This window comes from Agromyces sp. S2-1-8, from assembly GCF_021129215.1.
Lineage (GTDB): Bacteria > Actinomycetota > Actinomycetes > Actinomycetales > Microbacteriaceae > Agromyces > Agromyces chromiiresistens.
The window spans coordinates 424,880-440,178 of the sequence record NZ_JAJOLP010000001.1; the positions used below are offsets into that span (position 1 = coordinate 424,880).

At 72.8% G+C, this 15,299-nt stretch carries 14 protein-coding genes and 1 pseudogene; 10 read left to right on the forward strand and 5 right to left on the reverse strand.

Going from position 1 to position 15,299, the window contains the following annotated elements:
- The first annotated feature begins 55 nt into the window (after window positions 1-55).
- From LR269_RS01865 to LR269_RS01875, 3 genes and pseudogenes are all read left to right on the forward strand, one after another.
- The gene (locus LR269_RS01865; protein ID WP_231429011.1) at window positions 56-1,090 is read left to right on the forward strand and encodes an NAD(P)-dependent alcohol dehydrogenase; all 1,035 of its coding nucleotides are present in this window, start codon (window positions 56-58) and stop codon (window positions 1,088-1,090) included.
- A gap of 158 nt (window positions 1,091-1,248) precedes the next feature.
- Complete coding sequence (locus LR269_RS01870; protein WP_231429012.1) at window positions 1,249-1,971, forward strand: FadR/GntR family transcriptional regulator; 723 nt, start codon at window positions 1,249-1,251, stop codon at window positions 1,969-1,971.
- Between the two features lie 17 nt (window positions 1,972-1,988).
- A pseudogene (locus tag LR269_RS01875) lies at window positions 1,989-3,221 on the forward strand (alpha-hydroxy-acid oxidizing protein); the annotation flags it as partial.
- A gap of 328 nt (window positions 3,222-3,549) precedes the next feature.
- Here LR269_RS01875 and LR269_RS01880 read toward each other — a convergent pair.
- The 3 genes from LR269_RS01880 to LR269_RS01890 form a co-directional block, all read right to left on the reverse strand.
- Window positions 3,550-4,014 (reverse strand): hypothetical protein, encoded by a 465-nt coding sequence (locus LR269_RS01880; RefSeq protein ID WP_231429013.1) that lies wholly within the window; start codon window positions 4,012-4,014, stop codon window positions 3,550-3,552.
- Between the two features lie 2 nt (window positions 4,015-4,016).
- Window positions 4,017-4,364 (reverse strand): hypothetical protein, encoded by a 348-nt coding sequence (locus LR269_RS01885; protein ID WP_231429014.1) that lies wholly within the window; start codon window positions 4,362-4,364, stop codon window positions 4,017-4,019.
- A 111-nt stretch (window positions 4,365-4,475) separates the two neighbouring features.
- Entirely contained in the window at window positions 4,476-5,051 is a 576-nt protein-coding gene (locus LR269_RS01890; RefSeq protein ID WP_231429015.1) for a dihydrofolate reductase family protein, read from the reverse strand.
- Window positions 5,052-5,126: 75 nt separating this feature from the next.
- Here LR269_RS01890 and LR269_RS01895 point away from each other — a divergent pair, with 75 nt between their 5' ends.
- The gene (locus LR269_RS01895) at window positions 5,127-5,699 is read left to right on the forward strand and encodes a TetR/AcrR family transcriptional regulator (protein ID WP_231429016.1); all 573 of its coding nucleotides are present in this window, start codon (window positions 5,127-5,129) and stop codon (window positions 5,697-5,699) included.
- Between the two features lie 36 nt (window positions 5,700-5,735).
- Window positions 5,736-7,541 carry a SulP family inorganic anion transporter gene (locus LR269_RS01900; protein ID WP_308191603.1) on the forward strand — a complete coding sequence of 602 codons (1,806 nt, stop codon included), beginning with the start codon at window positions 5,736-5,738 and terminating at the stop codon, window positions 7,539-7,541.
- A gap of 425 nt (window positions 7,542-7,966) precedes the next feature.
- Here the strand turns inward: LR269_RS01900 and LR269_RS01910 are convergent, their stop codons facing one another.
- Window positions 7,967-8,104, reverse strand: coding sequence for a hypothetical protein (locus LR269_RS01910; protein WP_231429017.1), 138 nt, complete (start codon window positions 8,102-8,104; stop codon window positions 7,967-7,969).
- Between the two features lie 41 nt (window positions 8,105-8,145).
- Here LR269_RS01910 and LR269_RS01915 point away from each other — a divergent pair, with 41 nt between their 5' ends.
- The 5 genes from LR269_RS01915 to LR269_RS01935 all read left to right on the forward strand — a co-directional run bounded on the left by LR269_RS01915 (window position 8,146) and on the right by LR269_RS01935 (window position 14,532).
- Window positions 8,146-8,724 (forward strand): TetR/AcrR family transcriptional regulator, encoded by a 579-nt coding sequence (locus LR269_RS01915; protein WP_231429018.1) that lies wholly within the window; start codon window positions 8,146-8,148, stop codon window positions 8,722-8,724.
- Between the two features lie 3 nt (window positions 8,725-8,727).
- Window positions 8,728-9,948, forward strand: coding sequence for an ROK family protein (locus LR269_RS01920; RefSeq protein ID WP_231429019.1), 1,221 nt, complete (start codon window positions 8,728-8,730; stop codon window positions 9,946-9,948).
- Window positions 9,949-10,170: 222 nt separating this feature from the next.
- Window positions 10,171-11,487 (forward strand): MFS transporter, encoded by a 1,317-nt coding sequence (locus LR269_RS01925; protein WP_231429020.1) that lies wholly within the window; start codon window positions 10,171-10,173, stop codon window positions 11,485-11,487.
- A gap of 9 nt (window positions 11,488-11,496) precedes the next feature.
- Complete coding sequence (locus tag LR269_RS01930; RefSeq protein ID WP_231429021.1) at window positions 11,497-13,086, forward strand: carboxylesterase/lipase family protein; 1,590 nt, start codon at window positions 11,497-11,499, stop codon at window positions 13,084-13,086.
- A 216-nt stretch (window positions 13,087-13,302) separates the two neighbouring features.
- Entirely contained in the window at window positions 13,303-14,532 is a 1,230-nt protein-coding gene (locus LR269_RS01935) for an ROK family protein (RefSeq protein ID WP_231429022.1), read from the forward strand.
- Between the two features lie 13 nt (window positions 14,533-14,545).
- On the opposite strand, the gene LR269_RS01940 is transcribed toward LR269_RS01935, so the two are convergent.
- A complete protein-coding gene (locus LR269_RS01940) occupies window positions 14,546-15,289 on the reverse strand; it encodes a polyprenol monophosphomannose synthase (protein WP_231429023.1) in 744 nt (247 codons plus the stop codon).
- Between the last annotated feature and the right edge of the window lie 10 nt (window positions 15,290-15,299).

The following is a 15,299-nucleotide window of genomic DNA, read 5'->3' on the forward strand; positions in this document are numbered from 1 at the left end:
CCTCCGTCGTCGGCTCCTCAACCGGCGGACGAGGTCATACGAAGGGGGAAGCAAGATGAAGGCACTGCAGTACCGCACGATCGGGCAGCCGCCCGAGGTGGTCGAGATCGCGACGCCCGAGCCCGGACCGGGCGAGGTGCGCATCAGGGTGACCGCGGCCGGGGCCTGCCACTCCGACAGCTTCATCATGGGGCTGAATGAGGAGCAGTACGTCTACGGCCTGCCGCTCACGCTCGGGCACGAAGGCGCCGGTGTCGTCGACAAGCTCGGCGAGGGCGTCACCGGACTCGAGGTCGGCGAAGCGGTCGCCGTCTACGGTCCGTGGGGCTGCGGCCGCTGCGTGCAGTGCGCGCAGGGCAAGGAGAACTACTGCGAGCGCGCCGCCGAGCTCGGCATCCGCCCGCCCGGGCTCGGCTCCCCGGGCGCGATGGCCGAGTACCTCGTCGTGCCCGACGCCCGGTTCCTGCTGCCGCTCGGCGACCTCGACCCGGTCGAACACGTGGCCCTCACCGACGCGGGGCTCACGCCGTACCACGCGATCAAGATGTCGCTGCCGAAGCTCGTGCCCGGCTCGACCGCCGTCGTCATCGGCGCGGGCGGGCTCGGCCACGTCGCGATCCAGATCCTGCGCGCGCTCACGCCGGCGACGGTCATCGCCTTCGACGTGAGCCAGGACAAGCTGCGCCTCGCGACCGAGGTGGGCGCGCATCACGTGTTCCCGTCCGACGCAGAGGCGCCCGAGCGGGTCAAGGAGCTCACGGGAGGCAAGGGCGCCGCCGCCGTGTTCGACTTCGTCGCGATCCAGCCGACGCTCGACGCGGGCCACGCGATGCTCGCGGTCGAGGGCGACCAGGTCCTCGTGGGCGTCGGGGCCGGCATGCTGCCCGCCGGCATGCTCATGACGCCGTACGACGCGACCGTGCGTTCGCCGTACTGGGGTTCGCGCGCCGAGCTCTTCGAGGTGTTCGATCTCGCCCGCGCGGGTCTCGTCAAGATCGAGACCGAGCGCTTCTCGCTCGACGACGCCCCCGAGGCGTACCGGCGCCTGCACGACGGCACCCTGCGCGGGCGCGCGGTCGTCGTTCCCTGACGGGGCCGTTCCGCGCTGAATCGGTTTCGGCGCGCTGAGGTCGGTTCGAACCCACCTCAGCGCGTCGTACCTGATTCATGGCGGACGCTCTGTGGTCTGACCACATCTGGTACGCTGTGGTCTGACCACAGTGGCTGCAGGCACGGAGGCGACGGAGCATGAGCGAGACGCGCGCGTGGCGCACCGTGCTCGAGCACATCGAGTCGCAGCTCATCGAGGGCCGCCTGCGCCCCGGCGACCGGCTGCCCGGCGAGCGGGCCCTCTCGGCCGATCTCGGCGTCGGCCGCTCGAGCGTGCGCGAGGCGCTGCGGGTGCTCGAGGTGCTCGGGCTCATCCGCACCCAGGCGGGCTCGGGCCCGAACGCCGGCGCGATCATCATCGCGACACCGTCGGGCGGCATGAGCGCGCTCATGCGGCTGCAGGTGGCGGCGAGCGGGTTCCCGGTCGCCGACATCGTGCGCACCCGGCTGCTGCTCGAAAGCGCCGTCGCGGGCGAGCTCGCCGAGCGCGGCAGCCTCGACGGCGGCGCCCACTCCCCCGAGCTCGCCGCCGCCGACCGCCTGCTCGACGCAATGGACTCCCCCGCGCTCGAGCCCGCCGAGTTCCTCGCACTCGACGCCGAGTTCCACCTGGCGCTCGCCGAGGCATCCGGCAACCAGGTCATCACCGCGACCATGGCGGGCCTGCGCAGCGGCATCGAGGGCTACGCGCTCGAGGGGCTCGCCCGCATCGACGACTGGCCGACCACCTCCGCTCGCCTGCGCGGCGAGCACCGCGGGGTCGTCGACGCCATCCGCGCGGGCGATGCCGCGGCCGCCCGTACCCGCATCCACGACCACATCTCGGGGTACTACGCCGAGACGTTCATCGACCACCACTGAGAGAGGCACGCACCACGATGGTCCAGCGCCAGTTCCCGAACCCCAAGGAGCTCGCCGAGCTCATGCGCTTCAAGGCGCCCGAGCTCAACGCGACGAAGCGCCGCCTCGACAAGGCGCTGACGATCGCCGACCTGCGTGCGATCGCGAAGCGCCGCACGCCGAAGGCGCCGTTCGACTACACCGAGGGCGCCGCCGAGGGCGAACTCTCGCTGGCCCGCGCCCGCCAGGCGTTCGAGGACATCGAGTTCCACCCCGGCATCCTGCGCAACGTGCCAGAGGTCGACACGAGCCGCGAGGTGCTCGGCGGCCCGAGCACGCTGCCGTTCGGCATCGCGCCGACGGGGTTCACCCGCCTCATGCAGACCGAGGGCGAGATCGCCGGCGCGGGCGCGGCGGGCGCGGCGGGCATCCCGTTCACGCTGTCGACGCTCGGCACGACCTCGATCGAGGGCGTGAAGGCGGCGAACCCGAACGGGCGCAACTGGTTCCAGCTCTACGTCATGCGCCGTCGCGAGATCTCGTACGACCTCGCGAAGCGCGCCGCGGCCGCCGGCTTCGACACCCTCTTCTTCACCGTCGACACCCCCGTTGCTGGCGCGCGCCTGCGCGACAAGCGCAACGGCTTCTCGATCCCGCCGCAGCTCACGCCGGGCACGATCGTCAACGCCATCCCGCGACCGGCGTGGTGGATCAACTTCCTGACGACCCCGAAGCTCGAGTTCGCGTCGCTCAGCTCGACGGGCGGCACGGTCGGCGAGCTGCTCGACTCGGCGATGGACCCGACGATCTCGTTCGACGACCTCGACATCATCCGCGACATCTGGCCCGGCAAGATCGCGGTCAAGGGGGTGCAGACCGTCGGCGACGCGAAGCTGCTCGCCGACCGCGGCGTCGACGCGATCGTGCTGTCGAACCACGGCGGGCGCCAGCTCGACCGGGCGCCGATCCCCTTCCACCTGCTGCCCCACGTCGTGCGCGAGGTCGGCGACGACCTCGAGGTGCACGTCGACACCGGCATCATGAACGGCGCCGACATCGTCGCTTCCATCGCCCTCGGCGCCCGGTTCACGCTCATCGGCCGCGCCTACCTCTACGGCCTCATGGCCGGCGGTCGCGCGGGCGTCGACAAGACGATCTCGATCCTGCGCACCGAGATCGAGCGCACCATGAAGCTGCTCGAGGTCGAGACGCTCGACGAGCTCGGCCCCCAGCACGTGACGCAGCTGGCCCGACTGCAGCCCATCGCACGGCCGGTGCAGGATGCCGCGGCCGAGGCCTCGTCGGCGAGGCCCACGACCGTTCGGAGCCCGCGCGCGGCGAAGCCGGCGACGCGGGCCGCGGCCGCCGCCTCCGCGAAGACGACTGCGGCGGCGAAGGCCGCCCCGGCAGCGAGGGCGACCGCCGCTGCGAAGCAGGCGACCACCACCGCGAAGGCGACCCCGGCGAAGACGGTCGCGAAGCCCCGCACTGCCCGAGGGACGAAGCCGAAGACGGCCGCCGCCGAGTGAGGCGACCGGCGCGGCCCGTGGCCCGGTGAGCCGGACGCGCCGGATCGGCGCCCTCAGTAGACCGGCGAGCTCAGCGCGCCCGCCCGGTGCGCCCCTTCGGCACCACGATCGACTGGGCGATCGTGAGCGCGGCCGCACGGGCCGCCATCTTGCGCGCCTGCTCGGCCTGCGTGCGCCGGCGTTTCACGAGCTTCGCACGCCGTCGGGCTCGCAGGGCGGCATCGGCGCCGACCGGCGGCACGTCACCCGCGCGTCCGGTCGACGCGGGGGCCGCTCCGTACCGGATCGAGGCCCGATCCAGCCGGGCGGCAGCAAGCGCCGCTCGTTCTGCGGCGAAACGCGGCGACCTGCGGCGCTCGGCGTCGGCGGCGAGGGCCGCGGCCTCCGCGAACTCCACGGCCGACTCGAGGCGACGCCTGGCCCGCGCGTCGCCCGGCAGCCGCTTCGCCATGCGGCGCACCTCGTCCTCCAGCTCGCGCACCGCGGCGATCGCCTCCTTCGCGCGGCGGCGGTCGGCCCTCTTCGATTCCCGCATGCTCACCCCTCGTCGATCAGCTCGAGCAGGCGCTTCGCCGCGTCGCGGATCTCGTCGTGGTCGTGTTGCCCGGCCCGGCTCTCGAGCGAGATCACGGCGCATCGGTGCACCCTGCGGAAGTCGCCGTAGGGGAACGAGTACGCCTCCTTCGTCTCATTGTCGGCGTCGTCGTCGATGCCGAGGTGCCAGTGCCGGTACTCGGTCCAGCCCTCGTCGTCGATGAACGCGTTCTCCTCGTCGGCGCTCGGCGCGTGCCCGCTCCAGTCGTCGCGCTCGTCGCGCTCGACCCTGTCGTCGCGCACGAGCGACCTCGCGTGGCGGAGCGCCGTCTCGTTCAGCCTGATCGCCATGTCGTGCTCCCTTCCATACCCTCCCGGTCTACGTTGCGACCGCCGGGTCGACAAGGGGGTTGCGGGCGCGCCGCAGAGCGAACGGCCCCGAACACCCCGGGAGCGGCCGGCTCAGCGCCGCCGTGCGAACTCGGCGATCGTGACGCCCGACCCGTGGCTCGTGCTCTCGACCGGTTCGAAGGCGCGCGGCCGGTAGTCGAGCCCGGCGAAGAGCGGGATGCCGGTACCGAACAGCTTCGGGTTCACCTTGAGCACGAGGCGGTCGATCTCGTCGACCAGCTGCCCGGCGAGCGCCCCGCCGCCGCACAGCCAGATGTCGGTGCCGCCGGCCTCGGCCTTGAGCGCCCGCACGACGTCGACGGGATCGTCGTCGACGACGACGAGGTTCGCCCCCTCTGCCCGGTGCGACCGTGAGAACACGATCTGCCGGAGGTGGGAGTACGGACTCGTCATGCCGAAGGGCAGCCCGATCGCGTAGGTGTTCCAGCCCATGAGCACGGTGTCGAAGACGGCGCCGGACTGCTCGACCCCGAGCGCTGCGGCACCCGCCGTCGGCATCGCGTCGGGGTAGCGCTCGTAGATCGTCGCCATGTGGTCGCCCTCGGCGTCGAGCGCGTCGAATTCGCCGTTCGGCCCGGCGATGAAGCCGTCGAGGCTGACGGCCACGTAGTACACGAGTTCTCGCATCGTTTCCTTATCCACTACTGATGTTGTGGTTGCGAAACTACTACACCTGTCGTGATCTTGTCTAGACTCGACCGCATGGCCCGGAACGACGAACGCCGCCGACTGCTCGCCGATGCCGCGATCGGCGTGCTCGCCGCCGAAGGAGCGCGCGGGCTCACGCACCGTGCGGTCGACCGCGCGGCCGGGGTGCCGCTCGGCACGGCATCGAACTACTTCGCGAGCCGCGACGCCCTCATCGCCGGGCTCGTGGCGCGCATCGGCGAGCGACTCGGACCGACCGACGACGACCTCGAGATCCGCGCCGGCCAGCCCGCGGGCCCCGCGCTGTTCGCCGACTACGTGCGCGACATCGTGCGACGGCTGAGCACCGAGCGCGACGTCACCCTCGCCCTCTTCGAGCTCCGGCTCGAGAGCACCCGCCGGCCCGAGATCGCCGCCGTGCTCCACGAATGGCAGCGCACCGCGTTCGCCGCCGACGTCGCCTTCAACGAGGCAGCGGGACTGCCCGGCGGGCGCCGCGAGATCGCGCTCTTCCACTACGCCCTCGACGGGCTCGTGCTCGATCGCCTCACGACGCCGATCGATCCCGGCACCTCGACCGATGAGATCGTCGACGCGCTCGTGGCGGGGTTGCTGCCCCGCACCTGACGCGGCCCCCTACGATGAGCGGTGGGGAGGTCGAGCATGTCGGATGCCGCGGGCGAGACGGGCCAGAGCGACTCGGCCGAGCCGCCCGCCGAGCCGCCGGCCGGCGCCCCGCACCCTCCGAAGCGCGGGCCGGTGCGCCGCTACCTCGCCCGGTTCGGCACCCGGCGCACGATGCTCTCCGACGCCCGCGCCGGGCTCGTGCTCGGCATCGAGAGCATCCCCGACGGCCTCGCCTCGGGCGTGCTCGCCGGGGTGAACCCCGTCTACGGCCTCTACGGCTACCTGTTCGGCACGCTGGGCGGCGCGCTCGCGACGGGCTCGGTCTACATGTCGGTGCAGGCGACCGGGGCGATGTCGGTCATGATCGCCGACGTGCCCCTGGTGGTCGGCTCCGACCGGCAGGGCGTCGTCATCGCGACGCTGTCGATCCTCACCGGCCTCGTCATGCTCGGCCTCGGTCTCGCCCGGCTCGGCTCGCTCGTGCGGTTCATCCCGACCGCCGTGCTCGTCGGCTTCATCAACGCCGTCGCGGTGAACATCGTGCTCGGCCAGCTCGCCAACCTCACCGGCTACGCGGGCGAGGGCGCGAACCGCATCATCCGGACCATCGACACGTTCGCCCACCTCACGTCGATCCACTGGCCGAGCCTCGTCATCGGGGCGGTGACGATCGGGCTCATCCTGCTGCTCGAGCGCACCTTCCTCGGCCCGCTCTCGCTCGTGGTGGCCGTCGTGCTCGCCTCGCTGCTGCCGCTCGTGCCGTGGTTCGGCGACGCCGCCATCGTGGGCGACCTCACCGACGTGCCGAACGCGATCCCACTGCCCGCGCTGCCCGACCCGTCCCTCACGCTCGACCTGCTGGTGCCCGCGCTCTCGCTCGCCCTGGTCGGGCTCGTGCAGGGCGCCGCGATCTCCGGGTCCATCGCGAACCCCGACGGCGAGTACCCCGACGCGTCCGCCGACTTCCGCGGACAGGGCATCGCGAACCTCACGAGCGGGCTCTTCCAGGGCATGCCGGTCGGCGGTTCGATGTCGGCGACCGCCATCGTGCGGGCCGCGGGTGCCCGCAGCGCGCTCGCGAACCTCCTCGCCGCCGTCGTCATGATCGTCGGCGTGCTGCTGCTCGGCGGCGTCATCACGCAGGTCGCGATGCCCGCCCTGGCAGGCCTGCTGATCCTCGTCGGCGTGCGCACGTTCAAGCCGCGCGACCTCGTGATGGTGTGGCGAACCGGCCCGATCCAGGCGAGCGTGCTCGCGGTCACCTTCGTGCTCACGCTCATCGTGCCGCTGCAGTACGCCGTGCTCGTCGGTGTCGGCCTCGCCGTGGTGCTGCACGTGGCCCGGCAGTCGAACCGGGTCGTGATCCGTCGCTGGGTCTACGACGACTCGAGCCCGCACCCCGTCGAGACCGAGCCGCCCGCGGTGCTCGCGCCCGGCGAGGTCGTCGTGCTCGTGCCCTACGGCAGCCTGTTCTTCGCGGCCGCACCGATCTTCGCCGGCCAGCTGCCCGAGATCCCCGACCGCTGCGAGCGCGCCGTCGTGGTGCTGCGCATGCGCGGCACCGACGAGCTCGGCTCGACGTTCATCCGGGTCGTCACCGACTACGCCGAGCGCCTGCGGCGAGCCGGCGGCGCGCTCATCCTCGTGGGGCTCGGCGACCGGGTCATGACCCAGCTCGATGCGACCCGGGCGACCGTCGTGATCGGCCGCGACCGGGTCTTCGCCGCGACACCGCGGATCGGCGACTCGCTCGACGCCGGGCTCGCCGCGGCGCGCGCGTTCGCCGCGCCCTCCGCCTCGTCGGGGCCGGGCGAGCCCGAGGCATCCGACCGCGACCGGTAGCGCAGGAACCAGGCGAGCATGAGCGCGGAGCTCGCGAGGTAGAAGCCGTGCAGGAACCAGATCGGGCCGAACGGCATGCTCACCACGTAGACCGTGTAGAGCGCGTTGCCGACGTTCGTGATGACGAGGTTGCCGACGCTGTACGACGACAGGTCCTTCGTGCGCGCCGCCTTCACCAGCATGGGCAGGTAGCTCATGGCGAAGAGGCCGGTCGAGATCGCGCCGGCGACGACGGCGAGGTCCATGCTCCGAAAGCTACGGGGCGGCCGGATGCCTCGTACCCGGGCCGTCCCGCCGAATGATGCGCCGATCGGAGCCGGCCGTCTCAGGGTTGCTCGCCTCGGGCGGCGCCCCGGTGCGACGCCGCCACCGACGCCCGTCCGGCGGCGGTGCCGGAGTCGGCTCCGGTAGGACCCGTACGCGTCCTACCGGGCCCCGTCGCCACCCGTGTTCGCCGCGGCGATGAGCCGCCCGATCTGCTCGTACGACACGGTGACGCCATCGCCATCCGGGGGATCGCTTCTCGAGGCGGCCTCGCCGATGAGATCGAGTGCGAAAACCATACGTCACTCGGTTTTGACGCGCAAGCGACTAGCATGCAGATATGGCAAGCAGGGGTTCGTACGCGAAGGGCGTCGCGAAGCGCGAGGAGATCCTCACCACCGCGCTCGAGGTCATCGCCCGCAACGGCTACCGCGGTGCGAGCGTGCGCGAGCTCGCCGACGCGGTGGGGCTCAGCCAGGCCGGCCTCCTGCACTACTTCTCCTCGAAGGAGGAGCTCTTCCAGGAGATCCTGCGCAAGCGCGACGAGGTCGACAGCCAGGCGCTCGAGGGCGAGCGCGAGCGCCCGATCGACGGGTTCTTCGCCGTCATCCGCCACAACGCCGAGGTCCCGGGGCTCGTGCGCCTCTACGCCCAGCTCTCGACCGAGGCGGGCGACCCCGACCACCCGGCGCGCGAGTTCTTCATCGAGCGGTACCGGCAGTTCCGGCTGCGCTTCTCCGACCTCATCCGCGACGAGCAGGCGGCCGGCAACGTCCCCGCCGACATCGACCCCGAGCAGACCGCGAACCTCTTCCTCGCAGCAGCCGACGGCCTGCAGACCCAGTGGATGCTCGACCCGTCGATCGACATGGCCGAGAGCATCGCCTACCTCTGGCAGCTCGTCGTCCGCCGGAGCTGACGCGTGCCCCGCTCCGCCCGCTCGCTCGTCTCGGGCGACGTCCGTCGCCACAACCTGTCGCTCGTGCTCGGGCACGTCGCGGCGGCCGGCCCGAGCGCGCGCAGCGAGATCGCGACCGCCACGGGGCTGACGCGGGGCGCCGTGACCGCCCTCGTCGCGTCGCTCACGGATGCCCGCGTGCTGCGCGAGCAGCCACCCCAGCCGGGCGGGGCCGGCCGTCCGGTGACGCGCCTCGAACTCGATGCGCCCGAGGTGGCGATCGTCGTCGCGCAGGTCGACGCCGACACCGCGACCGCGCTCGTGACCGACCTCGCCGGAACCGAGCTGCACCGCACCTCGCGCCAGCACGGCCGCCCGATGGGCGACCCCGGCCGCGTGCTCGACCTGCTCGCGACCGTCGTCGGCGAGGCGCTCGACGCCACGGCCGCGCTGGGCCGCCGCGTCGCCGAGCTGCCGGTCGTCGTGTTCGCACCCGTCGGCGGGGAGCCGGCGGTCGTGCTCGCCGACACCGATCTCGGCTGGGATGCGGTCGACGTCGCCGCCGGCCTGCGGGAGCGCCTCCCCGAGCTCGACCCCGGCGCGAACGTCACGCTCGCCTCAGACGGCTGGCTCGCGGCGCTCGCCGAGCGCGCACTGCTGCCCGGAGTCGATGCGTTGCTCTACCTCAAGAGCAACTCGGGCATCGGCGGCGCGATCGTGTCGAGCGGCCTCATCCTCGAGGGCGCGCACGGGGCGGGCGGCGCGCTCGGCCACCTCCCCGTGGTGCCCGACGGACGGCACTGCGAGTGCGGCCAGCGGGGCTGCCTCGTGACCGTCGCCGGCCCCGACGTGCTGCTCGAGCGTGCGGGTCTCACGAACCTCGTCGGCGAGCGCGGCCTCGGCGCGACCCTCGACGAGCTGGCGGCGCGCATCCTCGCGGGCGAGCCGCTCGCCGCCGCGGCCTGGCGGGGGGCCCTCCCCTGGATCGCGCGCACGCTGCAGATCCTCTCGCTCGCCGTCGACCCCGAGCTGATCGTCATCGGGGGCTACTGGTCGAGGCTCACCGCGTCGATCGAGGCGGCCTTCCGGGAGAATCGGCCGACCATCACGCGGGGGGACGGCTCGTGGCCGGCCGTGCCGGCGATCGAGGCGGGCCGGTTGGGCTCGGACGCGGCGCTCCTCGGGGCGGTGCACGAGGCCCGCGACCGCCTGCTCGCCGACCCGCAGCTGCTGCTCGCGCGCTGAACTCGGCCGACTCGGCCGGGGCCCACGCGAACCGCGGCCGCCGCGCCGATCGGGCAGCGCCGATGCGAACAGGGCCGCCCGTTCGCGAGATTAGTTCAACGGTTGAATTTATACCCTGCGAGGTGCATACTCATTGCCGAGTGCCATTCGGCTTTCACCGCACGCGCTCGCACCGACCCGCCCAGCCCCCCGCTCGGCCGTCTCGACGAAGAGGAGCCACCGTTGTCCGCTCTGCCCCCCAGCGACCCCGCCACCGAGCTCGCCCCCACCGGGGTGATCACCGCGACCGAGCCGTTGCACGGCGACCCGCCCGCGAGCCCGCCGCCCACGTGGCGCACGCTGCCGGGCCTGCTCACCGTCGGCCTCGTGCTGTTCGGCATCTACGGCGGCATCGGGGCCATCCTGCTGCCGATGCAGATCGCGATCATCGACGACGCGAACAAGGTGCAGAACCTCGCCATCGTCTCGACCGTGTCGTTCGTGTTCACGCTGTTCGCCCAGCCCATCGTCGGCGCGATCAGCGACCGCACCCGCTCCCGCCTCGGACGGCGCGCCCCGTGGATGGTGGGCGGCGCGCTCATCGGCGGCGTGCTGCTGCTCGGCATGGGCTTCCTCGACTCGGTGTTCTGGGTCGGCGTCTTCTGGGTCCTCATCCAGGTGGCGCTGAACGCCGTGCAGGGCCCGCTCTCGGCGATCACGCCCGACCGCTTCCCGCGCGACAGGCGCGGTGGCGCGAGCGCCATGTTCGGCATCGGCACCCAGGTCGGCATGACGCTCGGCATCATGGCGGCCGGCGTCTTCGCGGAGACCCTCGACCTCGGCCTCGGCTACGCCTCGTACGGCATCGCCATCATCGTGGTGACGGTCGTCTTCGTCGTCGTCGACCGCGACTGGTCGTCGAAGGAGGCCGCGGTCGAGGCCTGGAGCTGGAAGAAGTTCCTCGCGGGCTTCTGGGTCAGCCCCAGGCAGTACCCCGACTTCGCCTGGGCCTTCACCGCCCGTTTCGCGCTCATGCTCGGCTACTTCGTCGTCGTCGCGATGTCGTTCTACATGCTGACCGACTACGTCGGCATGTCGCTCGTCGAGGCCGGCCAGGCCACCGTCATGCTGACCCTCGTCTCGCTCGTGCCCACGCTCGCGGCGATCGCCCTCTCGGGCTGGTGGAGCGACAGGATCGGCAAGCGCAAGGTCTTCATCTACGTGTCGTCGGCGATCATGGCCGCCGGCTTCGTCGCCCCGATCCTCATGCCCGACATGACCGGCATGATCATCCTGAACGTGGTCAACGGCATCGGCTTCGGGCTGTACATGTCGGTCGATGCCGCCCTCATGACCGAGGTGCTGCCCGGCGGCGGAACGGCCGCCGCGAAGGACCTCGGCATCCTCAACATCGCCACCAACGTGCCGCAGGCGATGAGCGCCGCGATCGCCGGCATCATCATCACCTCGCTCGGCGGCTATGCGATGCTGTTCGTCTTCGGCATCGTGCTCACGGTCGTCGCGGCGATCGCGACGGCCCCGATCAAGAGCGTGCGTTAGGAGATCCACATGTCGCACACCCCTGCCCGGCCGGGCACGAGCACCGAGCAGGATGCCTCCGCGGCATCCCCGTTCGTCGAGGTCGACACCCTCGGCGGCCGCGTGCGCGGCCGGTGGCGCCCGACCGTTCGCCACGCAGCCGACGCGAGCGGAGGTCGCGGTGCCGCGCGGTCGGCGGCGTTCCTCGGCATCCCGTTCGCCGAGGCGCCGGTCGGCGAACTGCGGTTCGCGGCGCCCGTGCCGAAGGCGCCGTGGGCGGGGGTGCGCGACGCCCTCGAGTTCGCGCCGACCGCGCAGCGCGGCGATCCCGGCGTGACGCTCATCCCCGAGCCGAGCATCGAGGGCGACTCGACGCTGAACGTGAACGTCTTCACCCCCTCGCCCGAGCGCCCCGCCGAGGGCGACGCCGGCCTGCCCGTGCTCGTCTGGATCCACGGCGGCGGCTACTTCGCGGGCTCCCCCGCGAGCCCCTGGTACGACGGCCGCAACTTCAACCGCGACGGCGTCGTCACCGTGACGATCTCGTACCGTCTCGGTTTCGACGGCTTCGGCTGGATCGCCGACGCCCCATCGAACCGCGGCGTCCGCGACTGGCTGCTCGCACTCGAGTGGGTGCAGCAGAACATCGCCGCGTTCGGCGGCGACCCGGCGCGCGTGACGATCGCCGGCCAGTCCGCCGGCGGCGGCGCGGTGCTCACGCTGCTCGGCATGGAGGCGGCGCAGCACCTCTTCCACGGGGTGTACGCGATCTCGGGCGCGACGGCCGACGTGACGCCCTCGCGGGCCGAGGCGCTCGGTCGCAGGGTCGCCGCCGAGCTCGGCGTCGAGCCGACCCTCGCCGGGTTCCGATCGGTGAGCGAGGAGCGCCTGATCGAGGTGCAGAAGTCGGCCACCGCGCCCGAGGGCCCCGACGCCATGAACGACCTGCTCGAGGTCGGCCTGCAGCTCGGGCCCGCGATCGACGGCGAATTGCTGCGCCGTTCGACGATCGACTCGTTCGCCGCGGGCGTGGGCGCCGACAAGCCGCTCGTGCTCGGCGCGACCGACGACGAGTTCGCGATGGCCCTGCTCGATGCGCCGACGGCGCTGCGGTTCGTGCCGAAGTCGATGCTGCTGAAGAAGTCGGGCCTGTCGAAGTCCCAGGTGCGCCCGTACCTCGACGCCAACCGCGAGGTCGCGAAGCACGGCAACGCCAGGCTGCTCGGCCGGCTCATCACCGACCGCATGTTCAAGGTGCCGATGCTGCGCGCCGTCGCCGCCCGCGCGGCGGCGACCGGCGCGACGGACGGGCCCACGGGCGGCACGTGGCTCTACCGCTTCGCCTGGCCCAGCGGCACGTTCGGCTTCGCCGAGCACTGCCTCGACGTGCCGTTCTTCTTCGACTGCCTCGACGGCCCCGCGATGGTGCCGCTCGCCGGCCCGAACCCGCCGCAGGCGCTGGCCGACGAGCTGCACGCGGGCGCGGTCGCGTTCGTCGTCGGCGGCTCGGTGCCGTGGGCGCCCGTGGGCGCCGACCCGCACGCGTACCCGACGCGCGTCTACGACACCCCGTCGATCGTGGCGGACGACGGCTACGCGAGCGTGCGCCCCCTGCTCTGACGCCGAGCGGGCCGGATCGATCGGCCGGACATCCGTTCACGCGACGCCGGTTCCCCCTCAGCGATGAGGGGGAACCGGCGTATCCGTTCCGAAGACCGAGCCCCGGCACCAGGGCGAGCACCCGCCGGTGCCCCCGGCGGCGCGCACCGCACGGTACGAAATGCCCCCCGAACGGGGTACGTGACCGCGTGACCCGAGCCGAGCATGCTTGCGAACATGACCGCGGCCGGCGAACATCCCGTACCCACCACCACCGGCCCGCTCGACGAGGTGCACCGCGCGCAGTCGGCCCGGCTGCTCGATCACCTCGTCGTGCACGGGCCCGCGACCCGCTCGGAGCTCGCGTCCGCGACCGGCCTCGGCCGCGGCACGATCGCCGGGCTCACCTCGCGACTCCTCGACTCGGGCGTGCTGCGTCCCGGAGCGTCGGGCACGGCGGGCGACGGTCGCGCCGCCCCGCTCACCCTCGCGGCCGCCGACCACGCGCTCATCACGGCGATGCTCGGCACCGATGAGGCGATCGCGACGGTCGCCGCGCTCGACGGCACCGAGCTCGCCCGATTCACCGAGCCGCTCACGATCGAAGCCGACCCCCTCGAGCTGCTCTCGACCGTGCTCTCGAGGTCGATCGGCCGCGCGCAGCGCGGGAAGCATCCCATCGCCGAGGTCACGGTGCTCGCCGGCGGCGCCGTCGTCGGCCGGCCCGCGATCGTCGTCGCCGACCCCCGCCTCGGCGCCGAACCGCTCGACCTGCTCGGGGTGCTGCGCGGGTACGCCCCCGCGTTCGCCGACGTCGAGTCGTCGCTCGCGCTGCCGGTCTCGCTGCGCCCGGCTGCGGCCGCGGCCGTCGCGGCCGAGCACTCCGAACTGCCCGGCATCGACGACGTGCTCTACATCGTCGGCGACGACGCCCTCGCCGCAGCGACGATCTCGGGCGGACGCCCCATGCCCGGCGCGCACGGGCTCGCCACGGGCTTCGCCCACCTGCCCGTCGTTCCCGGCGGGGTGCGCTGCGAATGCGGCCAGCAGGGATGCCTCGTCACCGTCGCCGCTCCCGAGCGCATCGTCGAACGTGCCGGCCTCGCCGACCTGGCTGCCGAGCAGGGGCAGCTCGCCGCGCTCGCGGAGCTCGTCGCCGGGGTGCGGTCCGCCGACGACCGCGCCCGTTGGTCGTGGCTCGACGCCGCCCACTGGGTCGGTCGGGCGCTGCAGCTCATGGTGCCGACCCTCGACCCGACCGTCGTCGTCGTCGGCGGCTACTGGGGGCAGCTGATCGGCGACATCGACGCCGCCTTCCGGGCGAACCGGCCGACGCTCGGCGGCGGTGCGCTCGAGGCGATCCCGACCCTCTCGCCGAGCCGTGTCGGCGGCGAGGCCGCACTCGTGGGGGCCCGCCTGCAGGCCCGCGAACGGCTGCTCGCCGAGCCGCTGCTGCTCGCCGGCTGAGGGCTCGGCGCGCTCAGCGCGGGGGTCGGCGGAACCGACTCGAGATGCCCCAGCCGGTCACGCGCAGCATCGCCTCGACGACGATGCCGGCGCTCATCTTCGAGCGACCGCGCTCGCGCTCGACGAAGGTCACGGGCACCTCGACGACGGTGAGTCCGGCCTCGCGGGCGTGCCACAGCATGTCGACCTGGAAGCCGTAGCCGCGCGTGTGCACGTCTTCGAGCCTGATGCGCCGCAGCGCGTCGGCGCGGAACGCGCGATACCCGGCGGTCGCGTCGCGGGTCGGCAGCCGCAGCACCCAGCGCGCGTACGCGCTGCCGCCGCGCGAGAGCAGCTGACGGCGCCGGGGCCAGTTCTCGATCGCCCCGCCCGGGATCCAGCGGGAACCGATCACGAGGTCGACGGGTTCGCCGGCCGGGTCGGTGCCCGCGAGCGCGGCGAGCAGCGACGGCAGCTGCTCGGGCTGGTGCGACCCGTCGGCATCGAGTTGCACGACGGGGTCGAACCCGTGCCCGAGCGCCCAGTCGAAGGCCTCGAGGTAGGCGGCGCCGAGCCCCTCCTTGCCGCCGCGGTGCAGCACCTGCACCGCGGGGTCGGCGGCCGCGAGCTCGTCGGCGAGCACCCCGGTGCCGTCGGGCGATGCGTCGTCGACCACCAGCACCGAGGCATCGGGAACCGCCGTGCGCACCCTCGCCACGATCGAGGCGAGGTTCTCACGTTCGTTGTACGTGGGAATCACCACGAGCGGTCGGGACATCCAGAGAATC